The sequence below is a fragment of the Amycolatopsis sp. M39 genome (genome assembly GCF_001651785.1).
GTDB lineage: Bacteria > Actinomycetota > Actinomycetes > Mycobacteriales > Pseudonocardiaceae > Amycolatopsis > Amycolatopsis rubida.
Genome location: NZ_LWSF01000032.1, coordinates 56,806 through 75,712, shown reverse-complemented (window position 1 = coordinate 75,712; position 18,907 = coordinate 56,806). Strand labels below are relative to the sequence as shown.

General features: G+C 70.2%; 19 protein-coding genes, 1 tRNA gene and 2 pseudogenes. 8 read left to right on the top strand and 14 right to left on the bottom strand.

Translation table 11 applies throughout. The annotated features are described in order from the left end of the window. The first annotated feature begins 22 nt into the window (after positions 1-22). Positions 23-847 carry an AfsR/SARP family transcriptional regulator gene (locus A4R44_RS40230; RefSeq protein ID WP_095213915.1) on the top strand — a complete coding sequence of 275 codons (825 nt, stop codon included), beginning with the start codon at positions 23-25 and terminating at the stop codon, positions 845-847. Between the two features lie 251 nt (positions 848-1,098). On the opposite strand, the gene A4R44_RS40225 is transcribed toward A4R44_RS40230, so the two are convergent. Both A4R44_RS40225 and A4R44_RS40220 read right to left on the bottom strand, forming a co-directional pair. Then, positions 1,099-1,896 (bottom strand): TIGR03084 family metal-binding protein, encoded by a 798-nt coding sequence (locus tag A4R44_RS40225; protein ID WP_067593298.1) that lies wholly within the window; start codon positions 1,894-1,896, stop codon positions 1,099-1,101. 99 nt (positions 1,897-1,995) lie between these two features. Continuing rightward, positions 1,996-3,471: a SagB family peptide dehydrogenase gene (locus A4R44_RS40220; protein WP_067593295.1), complete on the bottom strand. Its 1,476-nt coding sequence runs from the start codon at positions 3,469-3,471 to the stop codon at positions 1,996-1,998. A 593-nt stretch (positions 3,472-4,064) separates the two neighbouring features. On the opposite strand from A4R44_RS40220, the gene A4R44_RS40215 reads away from it, so the two are divergent. Next, positions 4,065-6,332, top strand: coding sequence for a sensor histidine kinase (locus tag A4R44_RS40215; protein WP_232791991.1), 2,268 nt, complete (start codon positions 4,065-4,067; stop codon positions 6,330-6,332). A gap of 46 nt (positions 6,333-6,378) precedes the next feature. Here A4R44_RS40215 and A4R44_RS40210 read toward each other — a convergent pair whose 3' ends face one another. Together A4R44_RS40210 and A4R44_RS40205 are read right to left on the bottom strand one after the other, a co-directional pair. Beyond that, complete coding sequence (locus A4R44_RS40210; RefSeq protein ID WP_067593288.1) at positions 6,379-6,984, bottom strand: DNA-binding response regulator; 606 nt, start codon at positions 6,982-6,984, stop codon at positions 6,379-6,381. Positions 6,985-7,163: 179 nt separating this feature from the next. Further along, positions 7,164-7,349 (bottom strand): hypothetical protein, encoded by a 186-nt coding sequence (locus tag A4R44_RS40205; protein ID WP_067593285.1) that lies wholly within the window; start codon positions 7,347-7,349, stop codon positions 7,164-7,166. Positions 7,350-7,727: 378 nt separating this feature from the next. On the opposite strand from A4R44_RS40205, the gene A4R44_RS40200 reads away from it, so the two are divergent. The 3 genes from A4R44_RS40200 (at position 7,728) to A4R44_RS40190 (ending at position 9,189) form a co-directional block, all read left to right on the top strand. Continuing rightward, entirely contained in the window at positions 7,728-7,940 is a 213-nt protein-coding gene (locus A4R44_RS40200; RefSeq protein WP_067593283.1) for a hypothetical protein, read from the top strand. Positions 7,941-8,003: 63 nt separating this feature from the next. Beyond that, positions 8,004-8,228, top strand: a complete 225-nt coding sequence (locus tag A4R44_RS47625; RefSeq protein ID WP_067593280.1) for a hypothetical protein — start codon at positions 8,004-8,006, stop codon at positions 8,226-8,228. A gap of 355 nt (positions 8,229-8,583) precedes the next feature. Next, positions 8,584-9,189, top strand: a complete 606-nt coding sequence (locus A4R44_RS40190; protein ID WP_067593277.1) for a DNA-binding response regulator — start codon at positions 8,584-8,586, stop codon at positions 9,187-9,189. Positions 9,190-9,193: 4 nt separating this feature from the next. Here A4R44_RS40190 and A4R44_RS40185 read toward each other — a convergent pair whose 3' ends face one another. Further along, entirely contained in the window at positions 9,194-11,443 is a 2,250-nt protein-coding gene (locus tag A4R44_RS40185) for a TOMM precursor leader peptide-binding protein (RefSeq protein WP_067593433.1), read from the bottom strand. 764 nt (positions 11,444-12,207) lie between these two features. Here A4R44_RS40185 and A4R44_RS40180 point away from each other — a divergent pair. Continuing rightward, positions 12,208-12,291, top strand: a tRNA-Leu gene (locus A4R44_RS40180). On the opposite strand, the gene A4R44_RS51475 is transcribed toward A4R44_RS40180, so the two are convergent. The 9 genes and pseudogenes from A4R44_RS51475 to A4R44_RS46955 form a co-directional block, all read right to left on the bottom strand. Next, positions 12,273-12,737, bottom strand: coding sequence for a hypothetical protein (locus A4R44_RS51475; protein WP_232791996.1), 465 nt, complete (start codon positions 12,735-12,737; stop codon positions 12,273-12,275). The genes A4R44_RS40180 and A4R44_RS51475 overlap by 19 nt on opposite strands. Continuing rightward, positions 12,640-13,500, bottom strand: a complete 861-nt coding sequence (locus A4R44_RS51470; RefSeq protein ID WP_232791994.1) for a recombinase family protein — start codon at positions 13,498-13,500, stop codon at positions 12,640-12,642. Before A4R44_RS51470 ends, A4R44_RS51475 begins: the two co-directional genes overlap by 98 nt. Before the next feature lie 65 nt (positions 13,501-13,565). Then, on the bottom strand, positions 13,566-14,024 hold the full coding sequence (locus tag A4R44_RS51465) for a recombinase family protein (protein WP_067593271.1): 459 nt from the start codon (positions 14,022-14,024) through the stop codon (positions 13,566-13,568). Next, on the bottom strand, positions 14,021-14,176 hold the full coding sequence (locus tag A4R44_RS48640; protein WP_157905126.1) for a hypothetical protein: 156 nt from the start codon (positions 14,174-14,176) through the stop codon (positions 14,021-14,023). The genes A4R44_RS51465 and A4R44_RS48640 overlap by 4 nt, the downstream gene beginning before the upstream one ends. Next, positions 14,173-16,260 (bottom strand): cell division protein FtsK, encoded by a 2,088-nt coding sequence (locus A4R44_RS40165; protein ID WP_067593268.1) that lies wholly within the window; start codon positions 16,258-16,260, stop codon positions 14,173-14,175. The genes A4R44_RS48640 and A4R44_RS40165 overlap by 4 nt, the downstream gene beginning before the upstream one ends. Then, positions 16,253-16,948: pseudogene (locus A4R44_RS40160) on the bottom strand (hypothetical protein). The gene A4R44_RS40165 and the pseudogene A4R44_RS40160 overlap by 8 nt, the downstream one beginning before the upstream one ends. A 52-nt stretch (positions 16,949-17,000) precedes the next feature. Further along, on the bottom strand, positions 17,001-17,273 hold the full coding sequence (locus tag A4R44_RS40155) for a hypothetical protein (protein WP_369806041.1): 273 nt from the start codon (positions 17,271-17,273) through the stop codon (positions 17,001-17,003). After that, the gene (locus A4R44_RS40150; RefSeq protein WP_067593430.1) at positions 17,270-17,593 is read right to left on the bottom strand and encodes a WhiB family transcriptional regulator; all 324 of its coding nucleotides are present in this window, start codon (positions 17,591-17,593) and stop codon (positions 17,270-17,272) included. Before A4R44_RS40150 ends, A4R44_RS40155 begins: the two co-directional genes overlap by 4 nt. Beyond that, positions 17,593-17,769 (bottom strand): helix-turn-helix domain-containing protein, encoded by a 177-nt coding sequence (locus tag A4R44_RS46955; RefSeq protein WP_095213913.1) that lies wholly within the window; start codon positions 17,767-17,769, stop codon positions 17,593-17,595. The genes A4R44_RS40150 and A4R44_RS46955 overlap by 1 nt, the downstream gene beginning before the upstream one ends. Positions 17,770-17,926: 157 nt before the next feature. On the opposite strand from A4R44_RS46955, the gene A4R44_RS40145 reads away from it, so the two are divergent. Further along, positions 17,927-18,307 carry a helix-turn-helix transcriptional regulator gene (locus A4R44_RS40145; RefSeq protein WP_067593265.1) on the top strand — a complete coding sequence of 127 codons (381 nt, stop codon included), beginning with the start codon at positions 17,927-17,929 and terminating at the stop codon, positions 18,305-18,307. 198 nt (positions 18,308-18,505) lie between these two features. After that, a pseudogene (locus A4R44_RS51460) lies at positions 18,506-18,907 on the top strand (transcriptional regulator); the annotation flags it as partial.

The window sequence follows — 18,907 nt, the reverse complement described above, 5'->3', positions numbered from 1 at the left end:
GGAACCACTGGAGGCGCCCGGCATGTACTCCGCGAAAGACCAGGCCGTTGTGGACCACCGGTCCGGGGAACCGGGCGGAACCGGCGTCCGCTTCACCGTGCTCGGGCCGCTGGGGGTGGTCCGGGACGGGGTCGAGACCGCCCCGACCACGCCGAAACTCCTGCAGCTGCTGGCCTTGCTGATCCTCCGGCCCGGCAAGCTCGTGCACGCCGACGCGATCGCCCAGGAGCTGTGGGCGAGCACGCCGCCCCGCACGATGCGGACGACCCTGCACACCTACGTCTACCACCTGCGCCGGTGCCTCGGGGAGAACGGCCCGGACCGCGGCGCCGGGTCGGCGCTGGTCACCAAGACGCCCGGGTACGTGTTCCGGATCGACCCGGCCCAGGTCGACGTCTTCCGCTTCGCGCGGCTCCAGCGGGAGGGAGAGGAACTGCTGCGCGGGGAGAGGCATTCCGCCGCCGCGGAGCGTTTCCGCGCGGCGCTCGACGTGTGGACCGGTCCGCCGCTCGCGAATGTCCCTTGTGGACCGATGCTGGTCCCGTACACGGTCGAACTGCTCGAACAGCGGCGCGCCGCGGTGCACATGCTGATCGAGGCCGAGATCGCCAGCGGGCGCCACCGCGAGCTGATCGGGGAACTGTGCTCGCTGACGGCGGGCAATCCGCTCGACGAAACCTTGCACGGCCAGCTGATGCGCGCGCTGGGCCGCAGCGGACGACGGTATGACGCGATGTCGGTTTACCGCGCGCTGCGCAACCGGCTGCACGAGGAACTCGGCGTGGAACCGTGCGACGAGATCCAGCTGCTGCACCGCGACCTGATCTCCGAGGGCGGTCACCGCTGACGGGCCGGGCCCGGCGCACGCGGCGAAGATCCGTCGCCCGCCAACGCCTGAGGCCGGTCCGGCGGCATCGCCGAACCGGCTGAGAACCCGGCCTGATTCCACTGTGGACGATGCGGATGTCTTCGGAGCCGCCGTCCGCGAACGGGCCGCCCGGACGCCGGACGGCCCGTTCGCGCGCGACGGGTTTCCGCCGATGACCGCATGAAATCCGCGGGCTCGGCGCCAGGAACCGCCAAGCCGCTGCCCGGCCGTCAGCGCGTGAACTGGCCGGCCCGGCGCCCTTCGCCCGCGGGCCCCCGGTAGGCCTGGGCGATCTCGAGCCACCGCGAGGCTTCGGCGCCCTCGGCGCCGACCGCGAGGTCGGCGGGGTGGCGCCGCCGCGTGACCAGCAGGCAGAAGTCGACTGCGGGACCGGTGATCCGCTGGGCCGCGCCCTCGGGCCCGAACGTCCACAGCGCGCCCGACGGAGCCGTGATCTCGAAGCGGAACTCGTCCGGCGGCGGAGTGAGGCCGCGAGCCTGATAGCCGAAGTCCTTGGTGCGCACCGCGAACTCCGCCACAGGACGAAGCCGGTCGGTGTGCGTCCGCTCGACGCCGAGCGCGTCCGCGATGTCCTGGCCGTGCGCGAACAGTTCCATCATCCCCGCCGCGGCGAGCACCGCCGGAGGCAGCGGAGCGACCAGCCACGGCACGGTCCGGTCCGCGGGCACCGCGGCGAGCGCCTTGACGGCGGTGTCGCGCTCGGCCCGCCAGCGGCCGGCCAGGACCTCCGCGGGGTCGTCCAGGTAATCCGCCAACGCCGCGTTGACCGCCTTGTCGAACCCCGTTTCGCCGGCCGCCTCGGCGATCCGGCCGAACGCCGCGGGATCGCCCGCGGCCAATCCCGCGATGCGGAAGACGAACGTCAGGTGGGCTACCTGATGCTTGACCGTCCAGCCGGGCGCCGGGGTTTCGGCCGCCCAGCCTTCCAGGCCGAGCCCGGCGAACAGCGCGTGGAAATCCTCGCTGTCCGCGGTGAGGTCGTCGATCACGTCCTGCGCATTCGTCACACGTCTGCCCTCGCACACCGGTAGGTTTCGTTTCGCCCCAGTGTGGGCGCCCGGCCGGGCACCGGTCCTCTCCTGCGCTGCACGGTTTCCGGGGCGGGTTCAGGACCGGCCAGCCAGAACGCATTCGCCGACGCTCACCTCGGCGGGCCACCGCAGGCGCAGCACGCGATCGACCCGGTCGACCCGGTCGCTCGCGTCGACGGGCACCGCGTGCGCGATCACTCCCATCGCCCTGGCGACGAGATACAGCGTCTGCTGCAACGCCCCGAGGTGCATCAGGGCGATCGCGTAGGCGGCTCCGCCCAGCACCCGCGACATCCTGCCGATCCGGACGGTCACGGTGATCAGCGCCGACGGGCGGCGCGCGCTGCCCGCGGCCGCCTTCGCCATGTCCAGCAGTTCCCGGCGGGCGGCGGCGTCGGTGCTCACGACAGTCAGCGCGTGGCCGACCGGGTCGTAGCGGTGGATGCCGTCCGGCAGGCCGGCGCAGCCCTCGATGCTGAGGTAGAGCTCCAGTTCGTACAGCCCCGCGACGGCGAAATAAGGACGCTGCGAGGTCCGGAGCCCCCGCCCGAACCGCGGATGCGCCGGGCCGGCGGACCGCACCCGGGCGCTGCGGAAGAGCAGTTCGCCGAGCTGGCCCGCGCTGATCGAAGCCCCGGGCAGCTCCGGCCAGACGTGGTCCTGCTCGAGCAGTTCCGCCAGCGGCCGCCGGTCCGCGGGCAGCCCGCCCGCCTCCGGCCGGCGCAACGGGTAGGCCCCCGCCGCGCCGGCCGGTTCCTCCGTTTCCGGCGGCGGTTCGCCCGCCGGGGGCTCGGCCGCGAGCTCTGGCGGCCGCATGCGGCTGCGCACGTGGAACAGCAGTTCGTGATGCGACCATGGGCGCAGCACCGGGTCGGCGTCTTCGGCGAAACCCCGGTCGCGTCCCGCGGCCAGCACCACGCCCGCGGCGACGAGATAGCCCACGATGTCGGCCACCACCGACACCGGGGAGGCCACGCGTTCGGCGATTTCCGCCGCCGTGGCCGGCGCGGCCAGCGACGCGGCCACCTGGGCGGCCGCCGGCTGCGTCAGCACCACCCGGAAATCCGCCCGCGGCGACTCCAGCACCAGCGCGTCGTCCGCGGAGCGCAGCGCGGCGAACCGCGAGAGCCGGGCCTTCCGCAGCGGCCCGATCCGCCGGGGCGCGAACACCGGCGAGGCCACCACGGGGATCGCGGAGAGCAGCGGCCGCCGCCCGTTCGCGAGCCCGAGCGAATGGACGACCGCCCCGCTGACGCGGTCCAGCACCCGCTCGAATCCGGCCGGGCCGCCGCCCTCCCGTCCGGCGACCGCGGTCCCGGGCTCCCGGCCGCCCGGCACGATCCCGGTCACGTTCCCCAGGAAGACCGGGCCGAGTTCCATCCGCCGCAGCAGTTCCCGGGCGGGCCCGTCCGCGTCGCTGACGTCGAACTCGCCCCAGCGGGTGACCACGAGCAGCGCGGCGCCCGCCGCGTCGACCTCCAGCAACGCGTCCTCGCTGAGCGACCACAGCCGGATCGTGGCCGTCTCGTCGCCGAGGAATTCGGACTGCACCCCGCTACCCCTTTTTCGAACCCGGGACCAACCTTCGCGACGACTGCGCGCGGGCGAGTTCAGCGCTGCCGCGAGACGGGACGGCGGCTGCCGCTCCGTCCCGCCCAGAGGTACACATTCTGCACTGTCCCCGTCGCCGGACCCAGTGCTCCCGGCATCCGCCGATCATGATTCCCTCCCGCACCGCCGGGAAATTTTCATGCCCGCAACGGCATTTTTGACAGAACCCGCGGCAGACCGGGCACCCGCCGACCGGGCGCTTCCGGCGCAGCTGGCGGGTTCCTGCGGCGATCCCGTGGATCCGGGCCGTCCGGAGGGAGGACGGAGCCGGGAAGCGGCCGACCGCGCTGCTCCTTCCGGGCTACGCGGTCCGGAAAGACCCGGTTCCGGCCGTCGAACGCGAGCTATATTGCGGTGCCACCGACGAGAACGGCGCGGTGAAATCGCGTCCCGGACCAGTCGGACGCAGAGATAGGGACCCGATGTCACCGTCTGAGGGGAACGCCGCGGTTCCCGGGGAGAACTCGCGAGGGTCTGCCACGGGGCCGGGCACAGCCGCGAGAGTCGACGAATGGCCGCGGCAAGCACGGCACATGTCCCAGACCATCGTCAGCGTGGCGTTCGGCTGCCTGGTGCTGATCGGCCTCGTCGCGATGATCGCCGAAGGCCTCGCGCCCGGGCTGATCCTGTTGTGCGCCATCGGCAGCGTCGCGCTGCTCGCTGTCCAGCTGCTCTACTTCGGGCGGCCGGGGACCGCGCCGCACTCCCCGCTGAGCCACTGGATGCTGCTGGCCCAGCTCGTGCTGGCTTATCTTCCGCTCGTTCCGGCGGCCACCGCGCTGGACAACATGCTGGCCTTCCCGGCGGGCACCGCCCTGCTGGTCCTCGGCAAGCGCGCGGGCCCGCTGGTCTACGTCGCGGTGAACGCCAGCGTCGCGGTGATCTATACGGCGCTGGGCATCTCGCCGCTGCTGACGGTCTACGAGACGCTGGCGAACGCGAGCATGGGGCTCGCGGTCTTCCTCCTGACCGGGCTGGCCCGAACTGTCTCCGAGCTGCACGCGGCCCGCACCGAGCTGGCCAACGGAGCGGTGGCCGAGGAGCGGCTGCACTTCGCCCGCGAACTCCACGACCTGCTCGGGCAGAGCCTGTCGGCGATCGCGCTCAGGGGAGAGTTCACCCGGCGGCTGGTGCGCACCGCCCCCGCCCGCGCCCGGGACGAGCTCGCCGGGATCCTCGACCTCAGCCGCCGCGCCCTCGCGGACGTCCGCTCGGTCGCCAGCGGGTACCGGGAGCTGTCGCTGGAACAGGAGTTCCGCGCGGCCGAGTCGCTGCTCTCCGAGGCGGAGGTCGACCTCCGCCTGGAACTCGACGAGCGCGAGCTGCCGGTGCAGGTGCGGACCGTCTTGACGGCAGTGCTGCGGGAAAGCATCGCGAACATCCTGCGGCACAGCGACGCCGGGCACTGCCGGATCGCCGTCCGGCAGGAAGCGGACCAGGTGTCGCTCGATGTCGCCAACGACGGCACCGACCCCGAGGAGTCCGCCCGGGACGGCGAGACCGGTGGAAAGGGGCTCGCGGACGTCACCGCGCGAGTAAGCGCTCTCGGCGGCGAGATCACCGCCGGGCCCGAACCCGGCGGGCGCTTCCAGGTCCGCGTCAGGCTGCCGCTGGACGACCCGCGGCCGCTCCCCGCCGCGCGGAAGGCTCCCCGCTCCGAGGAATCCGCCTCCCGCGTCGGCGTCCGGCTCGCGGGCGCCGGCGTCGCCGCGGTGCTGGTGAGTTTCGCCGCCGGCGCGGTCCTGCACGTCATGGTGCTGACCGGCGCGCCGTGGCAGATCACGCTGACCGCGGTCTGCCTCGGCGCGCTGGTCGCGCTGCAGCTGGCGTTCTTCAGCCGCCCCGCCGCCCGGCTGCCCGTCCGGCGGGCGTACGCACTGCTGTTCGTGCAGGTCTGCCTGGTGTACCTGCCGCTCCTCGAGCTGCGCGAGGTCTGGGTCAGCTTCCCCGGCCTGCTGATCTGCAACGCGCACCTGCTGATGCGCCCGGCCGCGGCGTGGTTCGCGACCGCGGCCGTGCTGGCGAGCATGGCCGGGGTGCACGCGGGTTTCGACTCCGAGATCAGCGGCATCCCGTTCAACGTCCTCGCCACCGTCAACACCGGGTTCGTCGCGTTCGGAGTGACCTGGCTGAGCAGGCTGGTGGCCGAACTGGACGGCGTCCGCCGCAGGCTGGCCGGCGTCGCGGTCGCCGAAGAACGCCTGCGGTTCGCCCGCGACCTGCACGACCTGCTCGGCTTGAGCCTCTCCGCGATCGCCCTGAAAACGGAGCTCACCGAGAAGCTCCTCCGGGCCGATCCCGGCCGGGCGGACGCCGAACTGGCCGAAATCCTCACCCTGTCCCGGCAGGCTCTCGCCGACGTCCGGTCGGTCGCCGACGGCTACCGCGAGCTTTCGCTGGAAAGCGAGTCGCGCTCGGCGGAGGCCGTGCTGACGGCGGTGGACGTCCGGGTCCGGATGGAGGTCCAACAGGAGGCGGCCGCGGCGCTGGCCGTGCCGGTGCGCACCGTCCTCGCGGTCGTGCTGCGCGAGGGCGTGACCAACATGCTGCGGCACAGCAAGGTCGAGAACTGCGAGATCGCGGTCCGGCAGTCCGGCACGACGGTGTGCCTGGAGATCGTCAACGACGGCGTCGAGGACGGCGAGCCCGCGAGCGGCGGGACCGCTGACCCCGAAACCGCCAGCGGCAACGGCATCGCCAACCTCTCCGAGCGGGTGACCACGCTCGGCGGCGAGCTGACCGCCGGTCTGCAGCGCGACGGCCGGTTCCGGCTGCGCGCCGAGGTTCCCGCGGCCGCGTGATCCTCCGCGGCGCCGGTCCGCGCGTCCGCGGCGGGCCGCCCGGCGCCTAGATCCAGCCGGATTCCCGCGCGATCCGGACGGCGTCCACGCGGTTTCGGGCACCGGTCTTCACAACGATCGTCGTGAGGTAGTTGCGCACCGTCCCGGCGGACAGGCACAGCCGCGCGGCGATTTCGTCCGGCTGCGAACCGTCCGCGGCCATCCGCAGCACCTGGGCCTCCCGGACGGTCAGCGGGCTTCCGTCGCCCTCCCACGCGGCGAGGGCGAGGTCGGCGTCGACCATCCGCCTGCCCGCGGCGACCCCTCGCACGGCGTCGGCGAGCCGGTCCGCCGGCGCGTCCTTCAAGAAGAACCCGCCGACCTTCGCGGCGAGCGCCCGGCGGAGCGTTCCGGGACTGCCGAGGCCGGTGAGGATGAGCGTCCGGGTCCCGGGCAGCCGCTCGTGCAGTTCGGCCGCGGCGGTCAGGCCGTCCTTGCCGGGCAGGTCGATGTCGATGACGGCGACCTCCGGAGCCGTGCTCGCGGCGAGCGGCAGGATCTCGGCGCCGTCCGCGCAGTCGCCGACGACCTCGATGTCCTTTTCCAGTCCGAGCAAAGCCACCAACGCGCCGCGGACGACGTGCATGTCCTCGGCGACCAGAACCCGGATCATCGCTCACTCCCGCCCTTCTCCGGCCGCGGAGGCGACGGCGGCGCCGGGCGGCGGCGGGCATGGAACCGGCCCCTGACCGGGAGGGGAGGCCAGGGGCCGGCGCTGCGCTGCCGCGGGAATGAGCTCTTCGGACCGCGGACAACACGGGCCGCGGCACGCACGCCGCGTCCGCGGAAGGGTCATGCCGCCTCGGGGAGCGCGGCGACGGTGATGGTCATGGCGGCGAGCCCGCCCGTGGCGGGCGCGGTGCCGGTCCAGTTGTCGAAGTGCTCGATGACCAGGTCGGAAGGAGTGTCGGCGGCGTCGGGGTCGAGGCCGATCTCGGCGAAGAGAGAAGCGACGCGGTCCGAAACGGTGTCTTTCATGGCTGGCTCCCCGGTCGTGCTGGTGGTCGATCTCGTCGTCTACTGCATAGTGCGGCCGAAGTCCGGAAACCGGCCAGTGCGGCGCGCACCGGAATTCCCATGCCTTTCGTATACGCCAGTCGGGCGCTTTCCTCTCGGAATTCTTGTGGTACTGTCCGCGCGCGAAATCACAGTAGTCGATTGTGGACTGGCGGTAATTCCAGGCACCGTCAGTGACGAGTTGTAAGCGTCGCGCGCCATTTCGCGCGCAATCGCTCGATTACCGCGTTTCGCCGCGTCCTGCCGTCGGCACCGCGGGCGAAGCAAACGGGAAGTTGCCCGAGGTGCGGACGAGGAGTCCTCTGGAAGGGTCACTCGAAGCAACGCGTGGAGCGGGACATGACCGAACGCCTCGATCCCTATGAGCTCATCGCCGACGACGAGTGGGGCGACGCGGGCCTTTTGGGCCCGTCCGATGAGGTTTTCCGGGCCCGGGCACGCTCCACAGCGGACGCGACCGGCCGCGGGCGCCGCGCCCGCCGGCCCGACCCGGCTGGAGGTGCCGCGGATGTCCCGTCCGAAGACGCGCGCGAAGGCACAGACGCCGCTTGACTCTCCCGCGCGGATCAGGCTCCGGCCCGATCTCGTTCAGGCGGTGGGAAAAGGCGCTCGGCGATGAGCGCCGCGAGCCGCCAGCGAACCTGCGCCGCGTGCGGTGCGCCGTTGCGCGAAGGCGAGCGCACCGACCTCGAACCGCTCATCGACGGAAAGATCCGTTACGTAGCAGTGCATTCCGGTCATTCCACCTATGCCAAGGCCCGGACCCGGCGCTCCCGGCCCGACCCGGCGATATCCGGGCACGAGACGCCGGAGCGACGGGTTTCCGCCGACGCTGCGTGACCTGCGCACTACGCGTCCGTCGACAGCACTCTCAACCAGGCGTGCCAGGGTTTTCTTTCCCCGCAATACTTTCGCCGTGGCCGCCACAATGGACCGGACCGGACCACGCGCCTGCCATGGCGGCGGCGGGCAGCCGGGCGCGCTCGGAGCAACACCGCTCGGACAATCGGCCCACGGGCGCCGCGGCCGATCCACTCGGGATATCGCCGCCGGACCGCAGGCGCACGCGGTGAAAAGCAAACACAGCCTGGCATTTCGCCGCGATCTGCACGGAATTGGGAAGGGCGAGTAAACTGGCGGCCCGACGGATCCGGGGGATCTGGGGGATTCGTCTCGACGGATCGGGGGAACTGGGGTGATTCGTGTCCTGCTGGCCGAAGACATGCACATGGTGCGAGGCGCGCTCGTCGCGCTGCTCAATCTGGAACCGGACATCGAGGTGGTCGCCGAGGTGGCGTCCGGCGACGAAATCCTGCCGCAGGCCCGCGCGCGCCAGCCGCACGTCGCCGTCATCGACATCGACCTGCCCGGCAAGGACGGCCTCACCGCCGCCGCCGAGCTGTACCAGCACCTGCCGGACTGCCGGACCCTCATCCTGACCTCGCTGGGCCGGCCCGGCACGGTCCGCAGGGCTCTCGACGCCAAGGTCAGCGGCTTCATGCTGAAGGACGCGCCCTCGGACAAACTGGCCAACGCGGTGCGCTCGGTGTCGGTCGGGCACCGGGTGATCGACAGCGATCTCGCGCTTTCGGCGTGGGACACCGACGAATGCCCGCTCACCCCGCGCGAGGTCGAGGTCCTCCGCCTGGCCGCGCGCGGCCGGACGGTCGCGGACGTCGCCGCCGAGCTGTTCCTCTCCCCCGGGACCGTGCGCAATTACCTGGCCACGATCGTGACCAAGCTCAACGCGCGCAACCGCGTCGACGCGATCCGGATCGCCACCGACTCGGCCTGGCTGTAGCCGGTCACAGGAACATCGGGAACGGATTGAGCCGGTCGCGGGCGGTCGGCCGGGACAGCCGGCCCAGCCGCACCGGGACGTCGAAGAGCCTGCCCGGCGCGAACCTCGCCCAGAACGACCGCAACCCGGGCACCACGACCTTGACGACCGGCAGCTCGACGTCCGGCCGGGTCTGGTCCAGCACCAGCGTTTCCATCCCGTGGCGGCCGAGCAGCCGGACGAGACCGGCGACGTCGTCGCGGATGTCGGCGTTCGGGAGGTAGCCGAAGTCGGCACGCGTCCGCGCGGGCGTTCCGGCGGCCGGCTTGAGGTACGGCTGGTTCGCCGCCGTCGCGCGGCTCAGCCAGCGTTCGACGTCGGGGTCGTCGTCCCGCCGGAGGTCCAGCACACCGGGCAGCATCTGGTTCAGCTCGCTCACCGCGCGCCGGAGTGCGGTTCGCGGGTCGAGATGCGCGCCGAAGCCGAAGATCACCCGCTCCGGGCCCGAAAGCGCCCGCGAGACCGCCGCCATCACGGGCACTCCCAGGTCGGAGGTCAAATCCAGCGCCCACACTTCGCGGCCGGCTTCCGCGTACTGCGCGGTCATTTCCTCGACCCACGGATCGCCGAACGCGGCCAGGTCGACGCCCGGCATCGGGGTGCGGTTGTACCACCACAGCGCCACCGCGTCCCGCTCGATCACTTCCAGCGTGCCCTGGAGCACGGCGTCCTCGACGCTGCTGCCCGCGGCGTTTCCGTTGGAATCGGGCCGGAGGAAGCCGTGCGGATCGGGTGCGCCGAAGTAGAGCAGACCCGTCGGCAGCAGCCGCTGCCGCGATCGGCTGAGCGACCACAGCGGAGTCCAGTCCAGCTCGGCATCGGCGTCGAACTCCCGGCACACGTGCTGGAAGCTCCCGTGCGCGGCGTTCCACTCCGCCCGGTTCTCGTACTGCTGCGCCGCGTAGAGCATGCATTCGTTCGGATGTATCGCGTCGGGGCCGAGCGACCGCAACGATCCCGACAGCCGCAATTCGTCGCCGCGGTAGTTGCCGCTGTGCCGCTCGACGGCCTCGCACAGTGCGCCGACCTCCGCCTCGGCCGGCGTGGCGCCTTTGCCGCCGCTCTGCCCGCGCAGGCTGGCGTGCAGCGAATCCATCCCGGTCAGGTTCCGCACGACGTTCGGGCCGGACCGGCAGGCGTTGACGAACGCGGGACTGCGCGCGTCCCGGACGATTTCCTTCACCACTCCGGTCACAGGCCCGATCAGATGGCGATAGCGATCGAACATCTCGCCGGGAGCGAGAGCGCGGTGCCCGTCGCCGCTGTGCGCCGCCTTCCTCGTCGGCCGCAGGACCACCGGCTCGGCCGTGCGGGCCGCCACCAGCGAAGCGTCGCCGCAGGCCGGGCACTGCGGGCGACGGCGCAGCTCATGGCGCTCTCCCCGCAGGTCAAGGGAATCGAGGACCCACACGCACCGCTGGCCGAGGTAACGGTACCCGCTCAGCCACTTGGCGACCTCCAGCGCGATCAGGTGCGCCGCCGCCGAGGCCAGCGGCGGCGGCGCGGAGACCGGCCGCGCCGCGGGACCGTCGTGCCCGAGCATCGCCTGCACGCACGCCTCGCCGTGTCGATGCGTCCACAGCCGGTCTGCGAGACAGTGCCAGCAAGCCGACTCGCCCGGCTCGAAGAACGGCCCCAGCCACACCTGCGAGCCGACCGGACGGGCAAGCAGCCACGGCCGCCCGCTCGACCGATGGGCGGCGTCGATGTCGCCGAGCCCGGGGTCGAGATAGTCATCGCAGAGCACGACCGACAGGTCAGCCTCACCAGCGGCGTGCGTGCCCACGGTCAGGCCCGCCGCACGAAGCGCTCGCCCGACCCGCTCGGATTCGATCCCTTCGCGGGCCTCAGCGAGAACGACCCGCGCCGGCCGGATCCGAGACTCGGCCGCTCCCGCGTCCACCCCGCAGGCATCCCAGAAAGCGAGCGCCCGCCCGTCGGTCTCCGGCGCTTCGCGAGCACGGACCGTGATCAGACCAGCTTCCGCGAGCCGGGCGAGAACTCCGGCGATCCGCCCGCTTCCCAGCCCGGCGGGCACATCCCGCACCAGCCCTTCGAAATCCCTCGTCCCGTCCAGCAACGCGGCCACCTCGGCGACGTCGGCGCCCCGCATGGCGATCACGCCGCGTTCGGAGAAGAGGTACGCGCCTTCGCCCTCGTTGATCTCCGCGCGCAGATGCCGCTTGAAGGAGAGAAATCGTTTTCTCGCAGTCATTTTCCCCATCGGAAGCCCCTGCCACCGCAAGAATGTTCGGCGGACCTTCGAATCCTGCCCCGCAGCAGAGCCGTGCGGCCAGTGCCTGGCGCACGGCTGAGGCATGCGATTCTCACTGTGGAGCAGTGGCGCTTCGCCCTCCCCTCTCGGGCTACCCGAGCGTGGGGAGGCCCCGTCCGCCCCCAAGGCCGTGGTCGAAGCGGGACGCAGGCCCGTGCACGATGGCCCGACGCTGTTGGACGGCCAGCTCCGAAGCGCACGGAAGACGGTCGCCCCGCACTGGGACGACCTGCCCGCCATCAACAGCAAGCAACCTCCGGCCCGCAACACAGCCCGGACGCGCTCCCTCCGCACCGATCGGCGGGGATTGACTGCAGGCTGAGCCCGCCGGGTACGGGGCGCACCGCCGAAGTGTCAGAGTCCCAGACCTGCCCACCCCATCTCCGACCACGGGCGGGCCAACTTGGCAAGTGCCCGTGCCAGCACCCTCCGGCGCACACTGGGCGAACGGCGCTGTGCCCTTAAGGAACGCAGACCTGGTCGCAGACATCCGTGCCAGTACGCAGGCCTGGCAAGCCAGCGTGGCGGGAGTGCTGCCGCCCTTGACGGAGGGTTGAATGCGAACCAAAGAGTGCTGACCTGGGGAAATGCCCATCTTAATTGAGATTTTGTAAACATATTATGGTAGCATGCGAAGCTTGGGGAGGGTTTTGCACCCCCCTGAAAAGGTGCCCTCCGCCGTTGTATACTCTCTTTATCAGCAAGTCCGAGTGGCGGAATGGCAGACGCGCTAGCTTGAGGTGCTAGTGTCCTTAACGGACGTGGGGGTTCAAGTCCCCCCTCGGACACACACATTATTCACCCGTGGAGAGGCCGTCAGATCGACGGCCTCTTTTTCGTGGTCAAACCGCAGGTCAAGAGCAAGGTCCCGGTAGAGCTGGGCTAGCTTCCCCGGCTCAGAGTCGGCCAACGCAGCTCCGATGTCGCCGAGCGAGTCGATCATCGCGTAGACCTCGGCCTCGCTCAGCCCGGCGGGCTCTCCCGCGTTCGCCAGCTCGGCCTGCGCCACCGCTCTGTCCGCCTGCGCCTGGTTGATGCTCTCCACGACAGCCGCCGGGTCGATCCCAGCCGCGATGGCGTCCTGGAACCTCCGAATCTTGGCCTCGGCCTCCTCCAACCGCCGCCGAACTGCGCCGTCATTCCCTGACTTGGCCGCAGGCTGCGCCTCCACCAGTCGCTTCACAGTCCGATCCACGTTCTTCGGATCGAACAGTTCCCCGATCCAGCCGTTCACAGCATCCCGCAGCGGCTCTTCCCGCAGGTAGATCGTCGGCGGGTGACTCGCCAAGGCCGGGTGAGCCCGGAGCAAGCGTCCGCGCCGGGCACCGGTAATACATGCCGTGCTTGCGCGGACTGCCCTCCATCTTCCGTCCGCACGCCACACAGCGAATCAATCCCCGGAACAAGTACTGGTGCTTGACCGCGCGCGCAGACCGCTCGGTTTTCCGCGCGGTCCGGAGTCCACCAGCGGCTTTGGAACGGCGCAGCAGCTGAGCCCGCGTGAAGTCCTCCACCGAGATGATTTCCGGGTGCGCAGGCTTGCGCGAGCGGACAACGCGCTCCGGCGCTGCTCGACGGAACCGCACGACGTTCCCGGCCGCCACGTCCTCCGGGTCCAACAGCATCTCCTGCCGCGTCCAACGCCCGAAGAACGCGTAACCGGTGTACCGCGGGTTCTCCACGATCGACCGCACCGTGCTGCCCTGCCAGCCGTCCGCGAACCGGTGCCTGTTCTGAGCCGGCTTGTGCGCCGACGGGCAAGGAATCCCGAGCCGGTTCAGCTCATTCGCGATCGCTCGGTCACCCCAGCCGTCCAGGTAGGCGGCGAAGATCCGCCGGACCACATCAGCGGCGAACTCGTCCACAGCCAGCAATCGCAGCCGGAACCCCTCTGCAGCTTTCCGCGGGTTCGGATGCGGCCCGCCGTCGACCACCACGTATCCGTATGGTGCGCGGCCACCTTGATGACGGCCCTCGTTGATCACCTGCGTATCCATCGCCGCCCGCACCCGAGCTTGCACGTGCTGCCGCTCCGACTCGCTCATCCCGCCGAGCACGCTCATCAGCATCTTGTGCGACGGATTCCGCGGATCGAACCTCCCGCCCAGCTCCGCACCCACAGGTCCACGCCGTACGCCGCGAACCGCGGTGCGATCAGCGAGAACTGGTTGCCGAACCAGCACCGAGTGCCCTCACCGACGACGATGGCATCCCAGCCGCGACGCGGATCCTTGAGCGCGGCCAACAGCCGCGAGGCCTCGTTCCTCCGCTCCCACGGGACTGACCGCGACTGACCTACGTCGAAATACTCGGTGGTCACGCGCCCGCCGAACGGCTCCACGAACTTCCGCGCGTTCCCGAGCTGCCAGCCCAACGACGTCTCCGGGTCCTGGTTGTCCTCCGTCGAGCACCGCCCGTAGAACGCGACCGACCCGATGCCCTCGTCGACCGGCTCGACCCCCTGGACACCCAGAATCTCGTCCAGCGTCGCCCACGGGTCGCTGATGAAATCAGCCGTCATGCTGCACCCCCCTCGACCGATTCCAGGACCGGAACCGCAGTCAATTCGATCAGGATCGCCAGCAGTGCTCGTGCCGCAGGCACGGTCAGTGTCGGCGTCTTCACTGGCAGGATAACCCGAACAGCACTGGATGAGGTTTCGCGGCGAGTCATGATGCGGCACCCCCGCGCACCTCGCCGACTCGCGTTCGTTCTCGGTCGAGCGATGCACTGATTTCAGCCCGCAGGTAGCCGCGAATCTGCCTGACGCGCCCGTCCTCGCCGGATACTCGCCCGCGCCTGCCCTGGCAACCAAGGTCCGCCATCAGCTGTGCGAACTCCTTCGCGTCCACCGACAACGCCTCAACCAGCTCAGCTGTCGGGATGAACTCCCGCTCGTCGCCGTCCAGGTAGGCAACGAGAGACGCGAGCGGCTCCGGCAGCACGGCAGGCGTTGCGGCCTCTGCCCGCGCGAGCACCTTCAAGGTGTTCTCCAGCGCCAAGTCCGCCCCAGCCGCGTGCCCAGTCAGAGTTCCCTCAGCTTCACGCAGCTCCCGACCACGGCGACAGATCGTCTGCCAATCCTCATTCGGCATGTAGTACGTCCGCACAGTCAGCGCCAGCACATCCCCGCCAGCCTGTGCATCCCCGTCCGGCCGAAGAATCCCAACGCCCTTGTGCGACGCCAGCAACCGACTGCTGTCATATCCGCGCGTGTTCATCTGCTCGCCGAGAACGATGTTGCTGTCCCGCCAATCCATGACACGCAACGCGAACCGCGACCCAAGCACCGCCCGCAGACCAGACGGAATCGTCTTCGAGTCAGGCCGCTGCGTCGCCAACACCAGCACAATCCCGGCCGCCGGACCCTTCTTCGCCAGCCACGTCAACAACTCGCCGACGTATTCACCCGCCGTCAAAGTCTTGCCCTCGACTTTGACCGGCGTCCGGTCCTCCAGCGGAACCTGCACCTCGTCCACGAAAATCGCCGTGATCGGCATGTCCAACGCCCGGTTCCGCGACATCGCCGGCGTCACCTTCGACTCAGGACACGTCTCGTCGTCCAACTCCCGCATCCGCCGGAACCGCCCCTGCACCTCGCCGACCAGCTCCACCAGCCACCCGACCAGCGCCAACACGTGCTCCGGCTCGTCGCCCGACATGAACCGATGCGCGACGCGCCCAGCCGCGTCCCAGTCCTTGCCAGCCTTGAAATCCGCCACATAAAGCCGCGTGAACGGGTCAAGCGCCAGCCCAGCTGCAGCCAACCGCGCCGCAAATGTCTTGCCCTGCCGCGGAATCGCCCCAACCAGTAACGACGTCCACACCAACGGAAGGTCCACCCGCCGGTCCCGCGCGTTCCGTCCAAACGGGACCGGCCGCCACGCATCCCACCGCGCCGCGTCGAGCAGCGGCGTCCTCCGCGGCGCAGATGCGTACGGATCCTCATCCGCAACCCACATCGCGACCCGGCCAGCGTGCCCACCGTTACCGCGCACCCGCTCCACGATCAGCTGCACCTCATCGACCGCAAGCGCCGAAGCCAACGCCTCCCGGTTCTTGATCACGTCCGCGGCCTTCCGCGTGGCCGGAAGATCCACGGTGATCGCCCAGCCGTCGCCCATCCGCGTCGCGCGCTCGACCAGCCGCAACGTCTCGTCCTTGCCCACGAGCTTTGCATCCCGAAAAGCGTCGACCAGCACCTGCGGATCCATCGTCCAGCGCAACGTCCGCGGCCCGGCCAGCACCGCCTTTCGCCCCGGACTCCCCTCGCGCTGCCGTCCGAGCACGGCCAACGCAACCGCCAAGACTCCACCGACAGCCCAAAGAGCAACGGCACCGTAGACCAGGTGAGCCATCAGAGTGACCGCAACGGCACCGGTCGCAACCGCACCCGTGACCTTCCACCGGAACAACGTCAGCGCCCGGATATCGGCAAACTTGTCCGCCAACTTCTCCGACTGCTCCGCCGCCTCCCGGAAGTCCCGAACAGTCACCCAAGCTCGCCACCACCGCGCAGCCGCAACCAACCCGCGCGCCACCGCACCCAGACACCGGAACGGCGAGCGCACGACACCCGCAACGAAGTCCTTCGCCGCCTGCCGTGCCTGGCTCCGGTCTTTCAACCACGTCGGCACCCACCGGGACCGCAGCCACCACGACTCAAACCGCTTCCGCCGCCGCGGCTGCGGCAACGTGTCATCCACCAGCTCGCCGTCGAGTATCTGATCCGCCCTGACCAGCGCATCGTCAGCCATTGGCCACCTCCGCGCGCAGCGCCCGTGCCAACCGCGGCGACAACCCGCGCGAACACCCGGTCTCCTGCCGAACCCACGCCGGCGTGATCTCCACGCCCGGAGCCCAAGCCGCCCGCGCCTCGGCGAGGTAGTCCGCGAACAGCTTCCGCCGCCCGCTCTCGACCGGCCGAACAACTCGACGTTCACCACCAGCCACCAGCACGGCATCGGTCAGCTTGTCCCGCAGATCAGTGACCGCCTCCACCGCCACGAACACCACCAGCGGCGGAACCGAGTGCAACACGATCGCCGCAGCCTCACCGGCCATGAACGACGTCCAGGTGTTCATGACATACGTCGCCGCCAGCGTGAACTACTTCGCCCGACGCACCCACGGCCCAGTCCTAACCTGGTACCGCGCCGTCACCTGCTCCGCCCGGAGAATCGCGAGCAGTACCAACGAAACCGTCGGATCCAGCACCCACGCCGCCAGCCACGGCAACGACCACACCGCCGTATCAGCCGACGCGAAGGTCTGCACGTTCGTCATCGTGAAGCCCAGCCCGAGCACGATCCCGGACCACGCCATCCAGTCGACCTGCCGCCGCACCCGCTCAATCCGCAACGCCACCACGTCCGGATCCGTCTGATACGCCCGCACTTCCGCAGCCTCGGCCGCATCCTGCGCGAGCTTCTGCGCCCTGCTCATCGCCGACCACCCCGCTTCGAGGCGTCGATCGTCGTCACGGTCAGCGCCCGGGTCAGCGCGTGCGCGGCGAACAGCGCAGGCAACCCAACACCGCCAGCAAGACCCACGTCCCGCCCTGGTGAGCGATCACCACCCACTGAACCGCCACGATCAGCGCCGCGTTGAACACGACCCACCCAGCCAACGACACCAACCGAGCCCCAGACCGCGCCTTCTCCGCAACCGCCTTCGCCCGGCGCGCACCCGCACGCCACACCCAAAACAGCACCAGCAGCACGCCGACTCCGGCCACGATCTGCGTCGGTGTCACGGTCAGCCCGTTCATCGCGCACCCCCGGCCCGCTCGCCGCGGCGCAGCCAATGCGGGTGCAACGCCCGCCGGTCGTCGTCCGTCATCCCGCCCCAGATACCGACCGTCGCCGCACCGGCCGTCCGCAACTCCAGCTCCAAGCACATGTCCCGGACCGGACATCCGCCGCACATCCGAGCAGCGAGTTCCGCGTCCGACGACGCAGGCGGCGGGTCACCGTCCGGTGGCCACATACAGAGTCCGTCCCTGGTCACGATGTCGTGAAGCACATCGGACGGCACCCAACGGAGCGCATCGAGCCGCCAAGCGATCCCGATCAAGGCGAGTTCGTCCATCACGCCGCACCTCCGCGAAGGACGCGTGTCAGCTCGGTGGACGGGATCCGCAGCCCTTCCCGGCGTCGCACCACCCGCAGTTGGTGAGTCCGGATGGCACGACCGACAGCACCCCGCGAGACGCCGAGCAGCCGCGCAGCTTCATCCGGCGTGTGAAAAGTGACATTCGAGTTCATAAGAAAAGGCCAATCTGATGATTTCAAGACTATGTTGTTGATTTCAGCTGCCCGAAGGGCATAGACATCCAACGCGCCGCGGCACACCCGCTACGCGGCGCGAGAAAAGCGCAATGACGCGCTAATCTCGGCGCTGAGGCGGAGCGCGGAGGAATAGGTGTCGGAGGATTGGGCGGCGGTCGCGAAGGCGATCGACATGCGGGTGCACGAACTCGGCTGGCGGCAGCGCGAGCTGGCGGAGCGGTCGCACGTGTCTCAAGCGATCGTGCGCGAGCTGCAGCACCACACGGTCGAGCGCCGACGGAGCGCGCGCACGCTCGAAGCCCTGTCGACCACGCTCGGCTGGCACCCGCAGCATCTGCAGGCCGTGCTGCAGAACCGCACGCCCCCGCACCCCGACGAACCGGCCGACGACGGCGGCGAACTCTCGACCCGCCTCGACGCGCTCGAACAGCGCTTGGCCGAGATCTTCGACCGGCTGGACGACGTCCAGACCAGCCTGGCGACCGTTGTCGACCACGTGCAGAAGAAGCGCTGACAGCTTGCGCTTCGGGCTGATGAACCAGGTGATTTCCATACCCCGAATTCAAGGCCGAAACGGCGACCGTTCCCATGCATCGCCAGTGCATGAGCAGTGCACGACTAATGCAGCTTCGAATTCGGAATACGCGCGCTGATGAATCCGGCCGACGAATGGACGGGTCGCACCGCATCAGCGCTGCAAGCAGCTCTCCGAATGAGCAATGAGGGTTTCGCCGCGCACCTCGGCATCGGCGTCCGCACAGTCGCGTCGTGGCATCAGAAGCCGGACCTCCGCCCGCGGTCGGAGATGCAACAGGTGCTCGACCGCGCGTACGAACGAGTCAGCGACTCCGACCGCGCCCGCTTCGCCGAACTGACCGGCACCGCACCGGCCGAGACCCGCACGGATCCCCGCCCGCACGACGACCCGAACATCGCGTCCGCGCTCGAATGGATCGACCAGCACGCACACTGGTCCCCCGGAACCGCGCGCCGCGCAGTCGCCGCCAAAGCCGCGCAACTGGACACCCAAGCCCTGCGGGACCGAAGCACCCGCCGCAACTGGGTCACCCAACGCGACACCGCCGACGCGCTTGCCGCCTACTACGGCAGCCGA